The organism is Acaryochloris sp. CCMEE 5410 (assembly GCF_000238775.2).
In the GTDB taxonomy this organism is placed as follows: Bacteria; Cyanobacteriota; Cyanobacteriia; order Thermosynechococcales; family Thermosynechococcaceae; genus Acaryochloris.
The window spans coordinates 1-14,996 of the sequence record NZ_AFEJ02000004.1 but is presented as its reverse complement, the minus strand read 5'-3'; the positions used below and the strand labels follow the sequence as shown (position 1 = coordinate 14,996).

Annotated in this window: 21 protein-coding genes and 1 pseudogene; 7 read left to right on the top strand and 15 right to left on the bottom strand. The window is 50.8% G+C overall.

The annotated features are described in order from the left end of the window. Positions 1-59 precede the first annotated feature (59 nt). Positions 60-3,263, top strand: coding sequence for a D-alanyl-D-alanine carboxypeptidase family protein (locus ON05_RS32315; protein WP_010480851.1), 3,204 nt, complete (start codon positions 60-62; stop codon positions 3,261-3,263). A gap of 5 nt (positions 3,264-3,268) precedes the next feature. Further along, positions 3,269-3,757, top strand: a complete 489-nt coding sequence (locus ON05_RS32310) for a hypothetical protein (protein ID WP_139026185.1) — start codon at positions 3,269-3,271, stop codon at positions 3,755-3,757. Between the two features lie 48 nt (positions 3,758-3,805). Here the strand turns inward: ON05_RS32310 and ON05_RS32305 are convergent, their stop codons facing one another. Beyond that, positions 3,806-4,384, bottom strand: coding sequence for a Uma2 family endonuclease (locus ON05_RS32305; protein ID WP_029315774.1), 579 nt, complete (start codon positions 4,382-4,384; stop codon positions 3,806-3,808). A 68-nt stretch (positions 4,385-4,452) separates the two neighbouring features. Further along, positions 4,453-4,623 carry a hypothetical protein gene (locus ON05_RS32300; protein WP_175307298.1) on the bottom strand — a complete coding sequence of 57 codons (171 nt, stop codon included), beginning with the start codon at positions 4,621-4,623 and terminating at the stop codon, positions 4,453-4,455. Between the two features lie 41 nt (positions 4,624-4,664). Here ON05_RS32300 and ON05_RS32295 point away from each other — a divergent pair, with 41 nt between their 5' ends. From ON05_RS32295 to ON05_RS32275, 5 genes are read left to right on the top strand one after another with little or no spacing between them, the layout of a single operon-like run. Further along, a complete protein-coding gene (locus tag ON05_RS32295; RefSeq protein ID WP_262562595.1) occupies positions 4,665-6,080 on the top strand; it encodes a type IV secretory system conjugative DNA transfer family protein in 1,416 nt (471 codons plus the stop codon). A gap of 23 nt (positions 6,081-6,103) precedes the next feature. Continuing rightward, a complete protein-coding gene (locus ON05_RS32290; protein ID WP_262562594.1) occupies positions 6,104-6,394 on the top strand; it encodes a hypothetical protein in 291 nt (96 codons plus the stop codon). Next, positions 6,391-6,747, top strand: a complete 357-nt coding sequence (locus ON05_RS32285) for a hypothetical protein (RefSeq protein ID WP_010480858.1) — start codon at positions 6,391-6,393, stop codon at positions 6,745-6,747. The genes ON05_RS32290 and ON05_RS32285 overlap by 4 nt, the downstream gene beginning before the upstream one ends. 52 nt (positions 6,748-6,799) lie before the next feature. After that, entirely contained in the window at positions 6,800-7,723 is a 924-nt protein-coding gene (locus ON05_RS32280) for a DUF4168 domain-containing protein (protein ID WP_262562593.1), read from the top strand. Continuing rightward, positions 7,684-8,493 carry a hypothetical protein gene (locus tag ON05_RS32275; RefSeq protein ID WP_262562592.1) on the top strand — a complete coding sequence of 270 codons (810 nt, stop codon included), beginning with the start codon at positions 7,684-7,686 and terminating at the stop codon, positions 8,491-8,493. Before ON05_RS32280 ends, ON05_RS32275 begins: the two co-directional genes overlap by 40 nt. A gap of 1,071 nt (positions 8,494-9,564) precedes the next feature. On the opposite strand, the pseudogene ON05_RS32270 reads toward ON05_RS32275, so the two are convergent. From ON05_RS32270 to ON05_RS32215, 13 genes and pseudogenes are all read right to left on the bottom strand, one after another. Next, positions 9,565-10,175 (bottom strand): annotated as a pseudogene (locus ON05_RS32270) (DUF3854 domain-containing protein). Positions 10,176-10,321: 146 nt separating this feature from the next. After that, entirely contained in the window at positions 10,322-10,624 is a 303-nt protein-coding gene (locus ON05_RS32265) for a hypothetical protein (RefSeq protein ID WP_262562590.1), read from the bottom strand. Between the two features lie 333 nt (positions 10,625-10,957). Next, a complete protein-coding gene (locus ON05_RS32260; protein ID WP_262562589.1) occupies positions 10,958-11,347 on the bottom strand; it encodes a hypothetical protein in 390 nt (129 codons plus the stop codon). After that, positions 11,340-11,495 carry a hypothetical protein gene (locus ON05_RS32255; protein WP_262562588.1) on the bottom strand — a complete coding sequence of 52 codons (156 nt, stop codon included), beginning with the start codon at positions 11,493-11,495 and terminating at the stop codon, positions 11,340-11,342. The genes ON05_RS32260 and ON05_RS32255 overlap by 8 nt, the downstream gene beginning before the upstream one ends. 189 nt (positions 11,496-11,684) lie before the next feature. Continuing rightward, entirely contained in the window at positions 11,685-12,005 is a 321-nt protein-coding gene (locus ON05_RS32250; RefSeq protein WP_262562587.1) for a hypothetical protein, read from the bottom strand. Further along, entirely contained in the window at positions 12,002-12,277 is a 276-nt protein-coding gene (locus ON05_RS32245) for a hypothetical protein (protein WP_262562586.1), read from the bottom strand. The genes ON05_RS32250 and ON05_RS32245 overlap by 4 nt, the downstream gene beginning before the upstream one ends. 146 nt (positions 12,278-12,423) lie before the next feature. Continuing rightward, complete coding sequence (locus tag ON05_RS32240) at positions 12,424-12,657, bottom strand: hypothetical protein (RefSeq protein ID WP_262562585.1); 234 nt, start codon at positions 12,655-12,657, stop codon at positions 12,424-12,426. A 1-nt stretch (position 12,658) separates the two neighbouring features. Beyond that, a complete protein-coding gene (locus tag ON05_RS32235; protein WP_262562584.1) occupies positions 12,659-13,078 on the bottom strand; it encodes a hypothetical protein in 420 nt (139 codons plus the stop codon). A 79-nt stretch (positions 13,079-13,157) separates the two neighbouring features. Next, entirely contained in the window at positions 13,158-13,373 is a 216-nt protein-coding gene (locus ON05_RS32230) for an AAA family ATPase (protein WP_262562583.1), read from the bottom strand. Between the two features lie 44 nt (positions 13,374-13,417). Next, entirely contained in the window at positions 13,418-13,531 is a 114-nt protein-coding gene (locus ON05_RS38855) for a hypothetical protein (protein WP_396150728.1), read from the bottom strand. Between the two features lie 511 nt (positions 13,532-14,042). Continuing rightward, positions 14,043-14,363, bottom strand: coding sequence for a MobF family relaxase (gene mobF / locus ON05_RS32225; RefSeq protein ID WP_262562582.1), 321 nt, complete (start codon positions 14,361-14,363; stop codon positions 14,043-14,045). 11 nt (positions 14,364-14,374) lie between these two features. Further along, on the bottom strand, positions 14,375-14,545 hold the full coding sequence (locus ON05_RS32220; RefSeq protein WP_262562581.1) for a relaxase domain-containing protein: 171 nt from the start codon (positions 14,543-14,545) through the stop codon (positions 14,375-14,377). 85 nt (positions 14,546-14,630) lie between these two features. Next, positions 14,631-14,861: a hypothetical protein gene (locus ON05_RS32215; protein ID WP_262562580.1), complete on the bottom strand. Its 231-nt coding sequence runs from the start codon at positions 14,859-14,861 to the stop codon at positions 14,631-14,633. Between the last annotated feature and the right edge of the window lie 135 nt (positions 14,862-14,996).

Sequence of the window (14,996 nt, the reverse complement as noted above, 5' to 3'; positions counted from 1 at the left end):
CAGATGGGGCCGTTTTCCTTGAGCGGTACATTCATTTATCGCACCACAGCATTCCCCTTATGAAACAGAAATTACTTGCCTTTTTCCTGGCTAGTCTGCCCTCCCTAACGCAGATAGCCCCCGCCCTCGCTCAGCAGCAGCAACAGACAGCAGCACTTAGCCCAGATACCCCCGTCAACTTACCGGGCCTTTACTATGACCCAGATCCTGGACCGTCCCCGACGTTTCGACAACTCACGACGGCTGAGCAAGCGGGATATGTCGAGATTCCACCTTTACCCAATGGGGTGCAGCTTCCTTACCAGATTGATCGAGCATGGCCGCAAGGGGCGACTCCTGACCAAATCCTCAAGTTTGGAGACTTGCAGCAAAATCCCGTCACGGCATCTTTCACCAAACTCACCCTGCGAGATATTTCAGCGAGACAGGGCACGGATATTGCAGGTGTGCCCATTGGCGATGTGCCCCTTGTCTATGGCCTGACGGTTGATGAAGTCGATAACCTCTATACGAAGCTTAATAACGGTCAGAAAATCACCGTGGATGATGCCGCTCCCGCTATCCAAGCCGCATTAGGAGTGTTGTATGACCCGTCTCAAGCAGGCAAACAGCTCCAGCAAGCCGCCCTGACCACGGGAGAGAAAGTGCTGATAACCAACCTCAGCAAGATACCCGCCTTTAAAGGGATTCCGCTTCAGGATTTAGCACGGGGCAATTGGGAGGGTGTAATATCCAAGGCTGAGCAGATTCAGCTAGCAGGGATTGGTAAGAAGATTGGTCCCACCCTCAAGAAGCTGCCCGTTAATCAGATTGTCCCTCTCGTCGGTGATGCGATTAACGGCAACTGGCAACAGGTGAGAAAGCGGGCACAAGCTTATGTCCTCGCTAAAGGGACGAATGTAGCCGTTAAAGAAGTGATCAAGGCCGTGCCTGAGCTAAAGAATTTGCCCTTGGGTGCCGTCCCTGATCTGGTCAATCAGCCCATTGAGCAGACCCTACCTAAGATTGCGGACCTGGCGATTGAAGAGATACCCGGTGCTGAGGATGAATTGGTCAACTCCGTTCCGGGCCTCTCCGACATTCCCGTCAACAAGCTACCCTTTGACCTGGCCTTTAGCTTCTTGGCTGGGGATGTGTTTGCAAGGTTTGATATTGCCTACAGTGGTGTTGAGGGACCAGAAGAACCCTCCGTTCAACATGCCTTGTCCGGTGGTACGGAAGACCAGAAGTTTCGACCCATCAAATGCACCCTCGGTCAGACTAAAAACCAGAGGGCGAACAACTGCCCCCACTTTGAGATGCGGAAGTTTATCAGCTCTCCCCTCGCCCAAGTGACGGGGGATGACGATATTGAAGGGAAGCAATGGGTGCAAGGGCATTCCAAAGGCAAGAATGGTCAGGGTGTCAAAGGGGGTAAGGGTTTACCAAAGATTGTCAATGGGGGTTGGGAACCAGCAGGCATTAAGCCCTTTGGTCCTAATTCTTACACCAAGTTTGTCTTGAGGGATATTAAGGAGTATCCCGATAAACCGAGTACTGCCAAGCTTTCCCTTGCCATCCAATTCTGCTACACCATTCCGATCCTGGGGGAGCAATGCACCCCTCACTTCTTTGTGATTCCGACACCATTCACTGTTCAAGAAGGGGGCTTGTTCCTAGTGGCGAGTCGAAGGAGCCTGCCTGCTGAGATTGCCAAGTTTAGGAATCGAGCGTTGACGGCTGCGGGCCTGAGTCAGGTGTATTGCGACCCCAATCAGATTATTGCTTCATCAGGGCAAAGTGATGTTTCTCCAACGAATTCAAAATATGGTCATCTTGCCTATGCAGAAACCACGGGTCAATTAGTCAACGTGACCTCTGTCGATGGCGTACAGGAGACTCTAGCTCCAGATGCAGCCCAAGCCTTTGAACAGATGCGGCAAGATGCTGCGTCTCAAGGATTGGATATCAAAGCAGTCTCGGGCTTCCGTTCCGTGGCTGTTCAGCAGTCGATTTGGGATAACAAGGTGGCGAGTGCTTCTCCAGAAGTGGTTGCCTTGACCTCAGCGCCTCCCGGTCATAGTGAGCATCACACGGGTCTAGCCGTGGATGTGGGCAATAACCAGAATTCCAGCTTAGATCGGTCTTGGGCACGGACATCTGAGTATGCCTGGATGCAAGCCAATGCGGGCAAGTATGGGTTTGAGTTGTCATTCCCAGAGGGCAATAGCCAAGGGGTGAGCTTTGAGCCTTGGCACTGGCGGTTTGTAGGTACGGACCAGGCGGCTGCTACCTTCAGCCCTACCGCTAGCAATGGTCAAAGTCAGGGCACGTCAACGCCTGCAACGCCCGCCGATCCTGACCATAATCTCAGACAGTATCTAGCCCGAATCAGAATTGGCGAAAGCAGTGATGGGACGAATTGGAAGCCCAATTCTCAGACGGGTGCTTATGGAATTTATCAGTTCACGCCAGAGTCTAGGCAGTCTCTTCTGCAAAGAACAGGAATAGATGGTTGGACCAGAGACCGGGCGGTTGCGGCTCAAGCTGCGGTGGAGTGGATCAAGATTATTGGAGCCGAAGAGAACGTTGATTTGATGGCTGCGATTGAGAGAGGAGACTTTGCTCTGGCGGATCGGGTGTTGAGTCCTTTGCAGTGGACCTCTCTGCCGGGTGGTCCTGAACAAAGTGAGGTGTGGAGTAATCCCGCGAATTTTGAGAAATATGGACCGACTGGAGATGCTTCCACGAATGAGCCTGTTGGTGTTGCTTCGGCTGGGTTGCCTTGCAGGCCCGGTGCGCTAGCGAGTAATAGTGGTCCTGGCTCACTTGGTGTACTTACTCCAGAGGGTACAGGAATTGCAACAGGAACATACAGTTCACCATTGCCACAAGGAACTTATCTTTTCACAGACTATTTCGCTCATTTTCATCGAAGAAGAGGACGCCCACACCTAGGAGTAGATCTTGGTGCAGCAAAAGGAACTCCTGTGTTATCAGTTGAGGCTGGTACGATTGATCATGTTGGCTGGGACCCAGATGGCTATGGGAATTTTATTGTAGTTGGACACCCGAACGGGACAGGGACACTTTATGCTCATCTCTCAGAGGTTAATGTGAGACCCGGTCAATCAGTTGATAATGCAGATCAAATTGGTAGGGTTGGAAACACAGGGCGTAGTAGAGGAGACCACCTTCATTTTGAATTCTTTGAAGGCTACACTCAAGGTAACCACCGTTCAGGTTATCCTGTTGATCCCGAAAAATATTTCAATTTCAGGTGAAAACGATGAATAAAACTATACTTAGCCTATTCGCAGTTTCGTTGCTTGGATTTTTACCGACATCTGCTTCTTTGGCTCAGAATGGAAATAAACTCGATTCCTTAAGACAATGCGTACCTGAAACACAAGGTAGGTATTTAGTTGACAGTATGAATGTGATAGGTGAAATTCCTTACCGAGGTGGAACTCTCTATCATGCGGTCTTAAACTTTGATGGGCAAGCTAAACAAGTACAAGGAGAAGTGGCTATTCACTTTAAAGATGAAAAATGTAGCTTAATTTATGAATCTTCTTACTGGGGAGGTGGGCAAGAGCTTACGGAAGTCTTTGATCGTGATGTCTCTCGCCAATTAGCTTATCAGTGGCTGGCTCATCGAGTTGAGATTACTGGACGAGATGTCATTCAAAAATCATTGAATTCTCCCGGTCCTGTGATACCAGATCACTACGTTTGGGCATATAAACAGTTGGGCTTCTCCGTGCCACATCAATAACTAGACAGAGAGATAAGATTTAAGACTATATTTCGGAATAGAATTTCTTTAATTCCAAATCCACTCCAGATTGAGGCTAAACTTTAGCAGCACCTCTTCTCCAGAAATCGCGCTGGGTGATTGCAACACCTCAACCTCCTGCCCTGGTCGGTAAATCTCCACCTGTTTATCTTCTGGGTTGATAAGCCATCCTAGCCGTATCCCACTTGCTAGGTACTCCTGCATCTTCCGCTGAGTCACGGTGAGGTTATCGCTGGGTGAGAGCAATTCCAGCACGAAGTCAGGGCAGATTGGCGGGAATTTGCGTTGTTGTTCTGGTGTGAGGGCATCCCAGCGGGACTTTTCTACCCATGCCACATCAGGGGACCGATCACCACCACCAGGAATTCTGAAACAGGTGGATGAATCAAAGACTTCACCAAGGCCATATCGTTCACTCCAAACAACGAATCGGGAGGTAAGTTTTGCATTACCTCGACCCGTTTCCCCACCAGTTGGCGGCATAATCACAAGTTCTCCAGTTGGGGTGCGCTCAAACTTAATTTCAGGATTGGCCTCACAGAGAAGGTCAAACTGCTCATCTGTGAGTTTGGTAATTGGGCTGAAGTCAATGGTATAAGCTGTCACTACACTTCCCCATTCCTTGACGGGCTTAGCTTGAGATTCATTCTTACTGTAGCTTGTTAACTCAGTTCCTAATGCTCCCACCACACCACCACCCCACCCCAAAAATGACCTGGCGGTACATTATCGCGTAGATAATTCTGACCGCCATGACCAACATCAGATTTCTCGCAGTGCCCCTGCTTGTGCAGTTGGGTTACTCCAGCCAGCAAACCTATTGCTGCGACCACTACTTTAGACACAACGACAGATTCATCCCCATCGCTAAAAGCAAAGGTGGTGAATGATGCAGCACAAAACCGAACAGCCTCCCCAGCCCCAATCTGAAGGGGTTGACCTGTCTCCCCTATTCAATGGCCCTCTCCCCTGGTTGACGGGTTTATTGGCCCTGATCCTAATTGCCCTGTGGTGGTTTGAGGATGAGACGAGACGCGAACCCGATGATGCCCGATGGGCCACGAGACGGGAACAGCATCGAGCTAAGATGCTGGGATTAAAGCAAATCAGAGACCGAAAACGGGATGAGATAGCCCTGCGTCTGGGCAGCGATGACCCCCTGATCCTCCCAGACCTCCAGCCCCTGGTCACCATCGTGGGTGGGTCTGGTAAGGGCAAGACCGCCACGGTGATTGAGCTAGCCTTAGCAGATGCTATACGCCAGGAGCACACCCTGATTGTCTTTGATGTGAAGGGTACTCTCAAGAAGAAATTCATCCCCTTTGCCCTCAAGCAACCAGATCCATATGATTGCTACTGCTTTGCCCCCGGTAAGCGATACAGTCATGGCTTTGACTACCTAAAATTTATGCAAGATGCGGATGACTCATTGAGAGCGCGGTCCATCGCCTCAACCTTGTCCGATAACGTGATTGTCAATATTTCAGGCAAGCATCCCTTCTTCGACAATCATGCAGAGTACTTCCTGCAAGCCCTATTGATGATGGCGAAGCGGGCAGACTATTCCGACTTACCGATGGTCTGGGCCTTGATGGGCCTGCCGGGTATCGCAGAGCGGATTCAAATGGCCGACCAAGAAGGCGCATTCAAGGTAGATAGCGATTTAGGCATGTGGGTGAGGCAACAGCTCGTGGGCCTGATGAGTGTGACGGGCACCCAAGATACCGCTGGTGGCATATTAGCGAGTGGCATCAACTACCTCTTGCCAATGGTGAACCGTCAGACCATCCCCTGTCTGTCCATCGATGGGCGCGAACCTACCCAATCGACCATTCCCTTGGATCTACCGGGCAAGCAAATCATCTTCTTTGAGTTGGATGGACAGGCCAAGAAAGCCACGGCTCCATTAGTCGCTGTTGCTATTCACCTACTGATTCAGCGCAACTTGAATGAGGATACAGAACGGGATCGGCCCTTTGGTGTGTTCCTAGATGAATTCGCCCGATTGATGCTGCCAAGCTTTGAAGAAGTGGTGTCCTTGGATCGGAGCTATGGGTTCTATTCCTTTGTATCCATGCAGAGCTACAGCCAACCCAAGATTAAATATCAGTCGGAGACCTCAGAGTCCATCTTTGACAACACCTCCACCCAATTCATCTTTAAGAGTGGGAGCTACAAGGTCCGAGAAGACCTGAGTGCGGACTTGGGGGAGTACACCAAGCACTACCATTCCAAGTCTCGCAGCTACGGGAAGATGGGCAACAGCCGCTCCCGCAATGAGCAAGAGAAAAGAAGCGGCTGATTACGGCTTCAGATATCAAACGATTGAAGAAAGGGGAATTTATCTGCACCAACCCCGGCATGGATGATCGGCCCATTCGGATGCGCTTCAACTTGAAGAAACGGAATGGAACGGATATGCAGCGGTTCACCGAATGTGAACGGATGTACGAAAGCCATGTCCATAAGCAGATGGAGCGGATAGCCCAAGAGCGGGTGTTAGATTCTCCAGAACAAATCATGTCCGACCGCATGGTGTCTGCGGATGCCTTGCTGCCCTCTACCCAAGAAGTTGAATCCCACAAATTGAAGCAACAAGAGGAGAAAGCCGCATGAGTAGCGAAGAACAGCAGTTTAGAGAAGCGTTGCAAATCGGCCAGCAGGCCGTGAATGCGACCAACAGCGTCATCATCAATGCCGTCGCCCTCCGCAAGCCGCGAGTGGCGGTCAAGATCGAGACCGCTGAACAGGCAATGGAACTGGCGAAGCAGGAGATACGGAATAACACCCCCACGGATGTGATTAAGACCAAGCTACGGATGAGCGACTATGCCGAGAAAGTGCAAGACCCAACCAAGATGGCGGAGCGGTATGTGAAGAGTGCCCAACTCAAAGTCGCGGTGGAAACCCACGGCCACAAGCTCAACCAGAATCGGAACCGAGGCCAAAATCGGGGGTTTGGACGGTAGCGGTACATTACCTCGGAACGAATTAGGACTCTAACTATGGAGAACTTGAATAATGGAAAAACTTGAATTTCAGAATTTCATCAGCAAAAAATATCAAGAACTCAGGGACGAAGAACAACTCTTTTTCCAAGCGGCTCCCTTAATGCGTGTGGCTAAGAAAGGGATTCAGATGGCAGCGGTGCCAGGGGTAGCCGTGGCAGCGACCCATGCCCCCATCGTTGGCCCCTTCGTCGCGGGTGCCGTGGGTCAAGCCACTCACTGGATGCACTCCAGTATCCATGACTTTACCGAAACACGGCTCACGAATCAGTTTGCGGAGATGTCCAAAAACATTCAACCGGGTTTGACCCATTGGTTCCGGCAGAGGGCATTTGATGATTGGACGAAAGTCAGAATCCCAGACATGCTGGCAAAGACGGATGCCTGGGCACGGCCCTTGAGTGGGTTTGCCGCTCCGACGGTGATCGGGAAAAGCATGATTGATACAGGCAAGCTTGCCATTAGCTATGCCAGACAGGGCATTCCTACCGTGGTGGCTCGTCCCGTGGTCCATATGTGGAGGATGACCAACCACTACATCAACCGGGCCAAGAATTGGTTTGAAGAGACCCTGAGCAAGCTGCCAGAGCAAGTGCAGCAGAACGTTCGTAATGCAATGGAAACCGTACAAAGGAGACAAGCAACAATGGCTGAAGCACAGAACCAAGCCTCCATCCCCACAGAGCGCGATATGGAGCGACGAGATGAATATGTAAAGATCCTATCTGAGCAACAGAATGACCCCAATCTCACCTATGAGCGTATTCAGGAGACTATCCAAATCAGCCCGACTTGGGAGCTGACTATGACAAGCAAGTCTTCTACCAAGCGCTCAAAGCTGGGAAAGGACCGGATGAAGCAACCGCGATTATCTCCCAGGGACCAAATGTATCTCAGATGGCTGATGCAAAGCTTCAAGATACCTCTGTTTATCTAGCTGAGACCGCAAAGTCAGTGGAGGCGCAATACAAACTAGAGAACCCCACCCCAGAGGTTAATCAGGAGCTGACCCAGGAGCCTGAAGCTCAAACAGTATTGGAAGTGAATGCTTCTGTAGTGAATCCCTCGGTGGAACTATCGACGGATGCCCAACAGCAATATTCCCAACTACTGGGTGAATTTGAGAAGAATCCAGATCTGACCTGGGAGGATATTCAGTCTCGCCTCAGTGAGAATCCAGAATTATTGAGTGAGCTGGATCAGAAGGTCGTGGCTCAAGCTGCTGTTAATGGGATGGACATTGAAGACGTTCAGAAACTCGTCACCACTGAGGCCAACTTTGATGCCTTTGAGCAGGGGGCAGAGGTACAGACTGAATCCACAAGCCAAGACCAATATGCGGTGTTATTGTCTAAAGCCTTGGACGAAGAGCTAACCTATGCCGATATCCAGGAACACATCAGCGAAGATCCGCAGTTGCAGAAATACTATGACGAGCTGGTTGTGATGCAGGGTCAAGACGAGGGTATGAGTGAGGAGGAAGCGAGGGCTGTGGTCCACAACTCCTCAGAGCCAGAAAGGGCGGAACCCTCTCAAGCACCTGAAGCCGAAGCACCGAAAGCGAAAGCCTCGGAACCTAAAGACCTTGACCCACTCCGTATGATCAACGAGGATATTGTTGAGAAGCTGGGTCGTAGCATTGAGATTAGCAATCTGCGAGTTATTTTGAATCGACAAGAGATATTCGGCTTGATGGTGATGGAATGATTGACCATGATCGCAGTTCCGTTAATCTAAAGCAGGCTCAGATGATTCAGGATGCACTCAAAACCCTGAGAATTTCAAAGGGACGCTGACGATTAAAGTGGGCACTCGCACGGTTCTCAGAATCCAAATGGTATTGCGCTTCCAGATCGCTATAATCTCGCTGGGAAAGACCTTAAAGCTGAGGCTGACATTCCCAAGGATAATCAAGAGCAGCAAGGCGAAGCTAAAAGCCAGAAGGCTGAGACAGAGGCTCCCAAGCCAAAAGCGACAGATGAGCGGGCTGAGATTGAGGAACCCAAACTAAATTCTCAGAATCAGCCCGCTGGGGATGAGAAAATAATGTAGAGTCCAAAATACCCCATCTCAGCCTGAGAGTCCCACCGCAGAAAGTCAGGATGAGCTAGCTGGATTTACCCAAGAACAGAAAGATACGATTAATCGGAGGCGAGAGAAAGGACTAGATTCAAGCAAGCTCATTGCCAGGATTAAAAAGAACAATGCCCGTCCCCTGTTGAGAAGAAAGAACAGCCCAAACGAGAAGTTTCCATGTCCCGATAAAGGGGTGGCATATTCTCTCGAATCAGTTTCACGTTGTAACTCAATCAAGGAGAAATCCCATGTCAGAAATTTATTCAGACGATATTCAAAGCCGAGTCTTTCCAGAAACCGCAAACCTCAAGAACGGAGCCTCATAGAAATTGAAGATAGATCTGGGTGGAGGCGCACAGAGATTGTTCCAGGCCCACCTCCCATGCCGGGTTCTGATTGGATCAGTCCTTACGGCGGTACGGTGGTTGACTCCCGTCGTGTAGACTAACGCCCACGACCTCGCTTTAAGTTCCGACTTCTGGCCTCGACCTTGATAATGGGTCGGGGCTTTTCAGTCTATTGACGAGGATTTGCATGGCCTTGGGGTCACCGTCTTTCTGACGAGTCTACGATAGGCATCCGAGAGCTTGATGATGCCTTCAATATAGTGCTGCTTGTCATGATAATGCTGGAAGGATCGGGCAGTGGAAGACTCCCATAAGACCCGAATGCCATCCATCTCGTCCCCATCCTTCATCGCTTCTAGGTAAATGGGAATATCGTGGACCGCGCATCCAAGTGGCGATTCAATCGCTTCTTAATCTGGGTGTACTGTCCCCGATAGTGCATCGTGATTTCCCGCTCCATCGGATAGGCATTCTTGTCAGCCCGCTCAAACGCGATGGGGCCATGATTAGCGATCAGGTCATCAACGCCTTTCCCTTTCTCAGAGTCCCAAGGAATTCTCCATGTCTCGCAGTCTCTTTCTTCAATGAGTTCAGCTTCTCTGACCATTTCACGGCGCACATTCCAGACCGTGGACTGCTTTGAATCCCAGTCATGGGCATACCTGAACTCTCTGCCTGGAACCGCAAACACGTCTAGTTGCGGATGCAGTACTCGTCTTTCGAGTTTTCATCGTGCTGGTTCTTGGCCCGATAGCCGATATTGACCCCCTGCCCGCCAATGACGACTCTTCCTTGAGAGACTAATGCCGCATCTTTCTTGTCTCCTTCAGTCCGGTAGATGGGAATCTCAGGATGCTTGTAGACGGTGTACCAGAATCCTTTGGTTCGTTCCTCATCCGTTTGCACAACACCATACTTATCAAAGATTCGCTCAGCGATGTGATCTGGAACGGGTTGGAAGGCCATATCCCGTTCAAACAATTCGCGCTTGGTTCCCAATGGATTCTCATACTTGCGATATTTGGTTGGGGCATTTGGGTCTTTGGCTCTAGCTCTGCGGGTCTTGTCTACGTCGATGCGGGGAGTATCAGGTTTAAACGTTCCATAGAGACTCAGTGTGGGTTCCTCATTGGGTCCGAGTTCTTCAAAGGTGAGTGGGTCAACCCCAGCATCAGCCCACCAGCCTCCCCTTCAGCTAGCTCTTGATAGCTCAACACTTCAGGATGCGACCGATCATTAATCAAGGCACGGATTGGCTCAATATGATACTGACTACGGACCGTCTTGAAAGACCCATCCCGCCTGCGAGTGGCGATGTCCTCAATCTTGGCTCCCAGCAACCGATCAATCACCTGATCATCGGCAATGGATTGGAGCCGAGCGGCAATCACATCAGGATGGACGCAGCTCGCCACCCATTCATTCCATGCTTCTCGTCAATATAGTCAGGTCGTTCTACTCCCGTATAGTCTGGTTTCCAGAACACCTGATCATCATGGTCTTGGGCTTAGGAGTGACACTCATCCCTTGTCCGTCAACTGTCGAGCGACTTCCTTGAGTTGGTCTGCGACTGGCCCGTTCATGAGTGCATCCACAGAGCGCATTGCCTTCACGGATTTAGCCAATTGCAGCATAGCTGGGAAGGTCTTCAGGCTTCGCTGAGCGCGAACGGTCAGATCATGAGTGCGCCAATGTGCTGAGTAATGGATTCATGTGCCCTCCACTCACTAACGGTATCGGCCAGCTCCTTAATTCTGGCAAAGAATAAGTGGGTTGCTTGGCGTTAAAGGCTTCAATCTGTTGGGTGATGGCCTGGAGCTGGGGCTGCACCTGAGCGAGGATTGCCCTTGCTGGAGTTCGCTTACGATTTCGGCAAGCTGCTCTATGCCCTCAAACTGAACTTGCTGGGGTTTAGCCAGCTCGTTAATCTGAGTCGTCAAATCAGCCAACTGCTCAACCAAGCCACTCTCAGCTAAAGCTTGTTCTTCATTGAGGTCATGGACATCCTGAGCCAGGTCATCCATGCCCAGGAATTGAGGCACCGTGATTGAGGCAACCAAATCCTGTACTTCGTCCATGACCGCCGAGACTTCCACCTCAGTCTGCCAATCCTGAACGGCATCGACCAACTCAGCCATTGCGGGGATTGAACATCCAGATATTGGGTGCCTCAATCCCCGCTTGGAGCCGGATAATAGCCCGGTCTAACCCTTCAGTGCCCTGAGCCAGAACATCCACCAATTCAGTGACGGCATTAGCCAGCTCCTGACCCGTTCGCCATTCCACTACGGCATCGGCAATGGTCTTGATTCGTCGCTGTCTGAGGTCTGGTCAATGGTCTGGTCAATTTTATTTATTGACTGGGAATATAAGTAAGGTTCTGGGCGAGGGCTTGTGTCCTTGCTGCCCCTTAACGACATTAGCTAATTCGCCCAGACCACTAAGGAACTGGGTTCTAGACTTGAGTCAGATTCTCTATATCCTGGCAAGAGCCAGCAAGTGATCCTCCAACCCGCTTGCTGATAGCTCTTGCTCCTCAGACCAGGTATTCACCCAGCCAACTAGGTCTGAGGAGATTGTGTGATATTCCGGTGAACCGTTTTGTATACTGGCTTGCCGTTTTACTGAGCGACCGTCTTGGGTGGGGCGTGTCGGGGGAGCTGGTCCTTGATCTGCATGATTTCCTCTGCGGCCTCCAATACCTTGTCGCTCATCGTCAACTGCAGACGCTGGTATCCTCGATTTCATCCTTAAGTTGTCCATTGCCTTGGCGAGTTCCTTGATCGATTCGCTCATATCCGAGGCTTCTTGGATGCCATCGCCTCCTTGAATTCCTGGATGAACAGGTTGAGAACGGCTTTGACTTCCATTGGAATGGTGTTGATCCGCTCCCTGACCTGGGACTTGAGTTCTCTGTTCTCGTCTAGGATGTGTTGGTTCTGGGCTTGGACCTCTTCGACTGATTGGTCAGGATGGTGATCGCGTCCGTGAGGGACCGAGTTGGCTTCTGATTTCGTTGACGTTCTGTTGTTGATTGTTGACGTTCTGTTGTGTTCGTTGGTTTCCATAGGTTCCCTCGATTAGATCTAAAGCACTTTTTTGGGCATTGGATTTGGCGACTCGGTTCTGAGTTTGTTCAGGCTCTCGTATAGACAGTTAGTTCATGTTCTTGTCGAGAATATCGACGAGGAACGGCTCTCGGCTGGAGGTACGGTCATTGTGGTGATGACAATCGTCCGTTTCTTGTTGCCACTCTGGAGCGGTAGGATGTCCACACCCGGTCATATTCCAAGGCAAGCGGTTGCGTCAGTGGTACATCATGGGAACGTCCCTCATGGTCCCTGACCTTCATATTCAAGCCATCGAGGGTGGTGACCGTGAGCTGTGGCCGTTGATCCAGTTGTTTCTTTGATCGTTGTCGTCCACCGCAACTTGTCCCAACGGCCACATCAATTTATGGGCACTGTAGACCTCCTGAGTTTGTATTTCGCTGGTTTGAATCGATAGAGCCGACCGCCAAAGGAAGATACCACCAGCTCATCTCCCTCTCGTCGTTCCACCTTGTAGAGTTCTCCTCGCTTGATGGATGCGGTTTTAGACGTTTGCAGTAGCCGAACGTAATCCCCTTTTCGATACCAATCCGCCGACGCTTTTGCTCGATACTCAAGTTGCGGACTTGAGCTGAACAATCTTGCTGGATTCTCCCAGCCGTCCTGCTTGTTTCTCGCCTCTACGAATGGCTTGCTCCGTATCGAGTCGTTCCTCATGGTGCCAGCGATAATCAGGGTTCCTCTTGTTCTTTGAGGGGAGAGCGAGGTACTGATCTGCTGCGGCTGGGCCATATCAGATTTATCGCCCGACTCAATCACATATCCATTGGCATCAAGGAGTTCTAGTGCTGCAATTCCTCTACCTCTGGCAATCAGTTCAACGGCCTGCTTTTGGACATCAACTTTTTGCCTGACATCTCCTCAATCCGGTGAGTGGTGGCTCCATTGGCCTGCATAAACTTGAAGGGATGCCCGCTTCAATTGAAGAGTTTTGACCTGCATCCCCCACGAAGATGACTTTTGCCCCAATGGGCTCGCTTTCTCCAGAATCATCTTCATCTGTGTCGGCTTTCATGCCCGCTTCATCAATCAGCCAGACTTGATGGGCTGTCATCAGCTTTATGTAGAACTAGATGCTCACGGTATTGGTCGTGATGCCTAGCTCATCCTGAAGTTTCTTCGCCGCTGGAATCGTGGGGCTGAACCCTTGAATATTAAGCCAGATCCATTCAGTAAAGTCTTGAGTACTCCCAAAGTTCTGGACTTGCCCACCCCTGGAAAGCCCTGCCAGATTTGGTAACGGTCAGAGCTGGAGAGGGTGTTGAGTATGCTTGGCCTGTCTTCATTCAGCTTGACCGAAATCCCAGGAGTGAGGGATTAGCGACCATCGGCTGTGCCTGACCTTGGCCTGCCATCCAGCGCTGATGGATCTGGGCTTCTTCTTCAACGGCAGTGACGGTGGTGAAACCACGCTCAACGGGATCAATTCTTTGCTTTGCTTGATGGCCTCATCCACCTGTTCCATAGCCATGCCCTGACGCTTGAGGGTCTTGAAGACATAGGCATAAGATGTGTCCTTCTCAAGATGGAGGACCACTCCGCATAATGGCGAATGGCACTCTCAACCTCATACCTGGCTCTATCTGGGTCAGGCATGACGGCCAGAGGTTCAGCCAGTATCGGATGGCTCACCCCTTGAGAGAGGGCTTCTTCTCTCCAATGTCTTGGATGATTTCGGAGCTTTTTACCCACACCCGCTTAGCTTTGCGAGTGGGGAGTACCTTCAGCTTTTGTTCTCTGGAGTAACTTCTAGCCCTTCATCTCGAACGGCTTTGACGATGGCCCGGTGACGCTTAGAAAAGACTTCGACATCAGAACGGTCGTAGCCCACTAGCTCAAATGCATCCTTGGTTTGGTAGATCCGATAGCCACGCTGGACCTTCTCTGCCAACTTCTGGCGGTAGAAGCTGCCGATCCACTTGGCCTGAGCTAGCTTTTCATGAGAGAGGGACCGCCACTGACCATCTGGTCCCTGTGTCCCATTCATGATCAGCATATGGGTGTGGAGCTGCATGTCTCCATCGCGAGACGTGTGATGAGGCATCAACGCCGCAATCATATTGCCCGTATCGACGACGGAGCGGACCCATTCACCTGAATTCGGGTCTGGGCATACTCTCGTTCAAGCAACTCAAAGGTTTCGAGGACTGCCTCCATGTGGGCATCAAAGAGTCTGTTATCTCCTTCCAAGTGCAGTGCCATCGACACACTTTTGGGGGCTGACAACACCACATCATGGGCATGGCGTTCTTTATCTTCCTCGTTGGGTTTCTTGCCCGAATCCGTTGGACTGCACCACCCGCGACACTTTTTAAGGCTTCAGGTAGAAACCCTCGACTGAGGCTTTGAAGTCCTCTCGTTTAACGTAGGTGCCTAACTTTTGAACAATCGCGTTGGAGCCGACCCAGACAGCGGTACTCATGCGGTCGATGTCAGTGATAACCTCGGATTCGCTGTAATAGCGCTCTGGAGCATCTACGAGAGATTCATCCTCATCGTAATAGTCAATCATCTCTCCATAGATGGTCCGCATCGTCTTCATGACATCGGCCTCTGGCTTAGTTGTCCAGACGTTTCAGACAATCATCGACTGCGGCCTTGTGTGCCTCATAAAGCTCTGGTTCGCTTCAAGTGCCGTGACATTGAGAGTTTCTTGATGCTTCAAAGGTCGCTATGA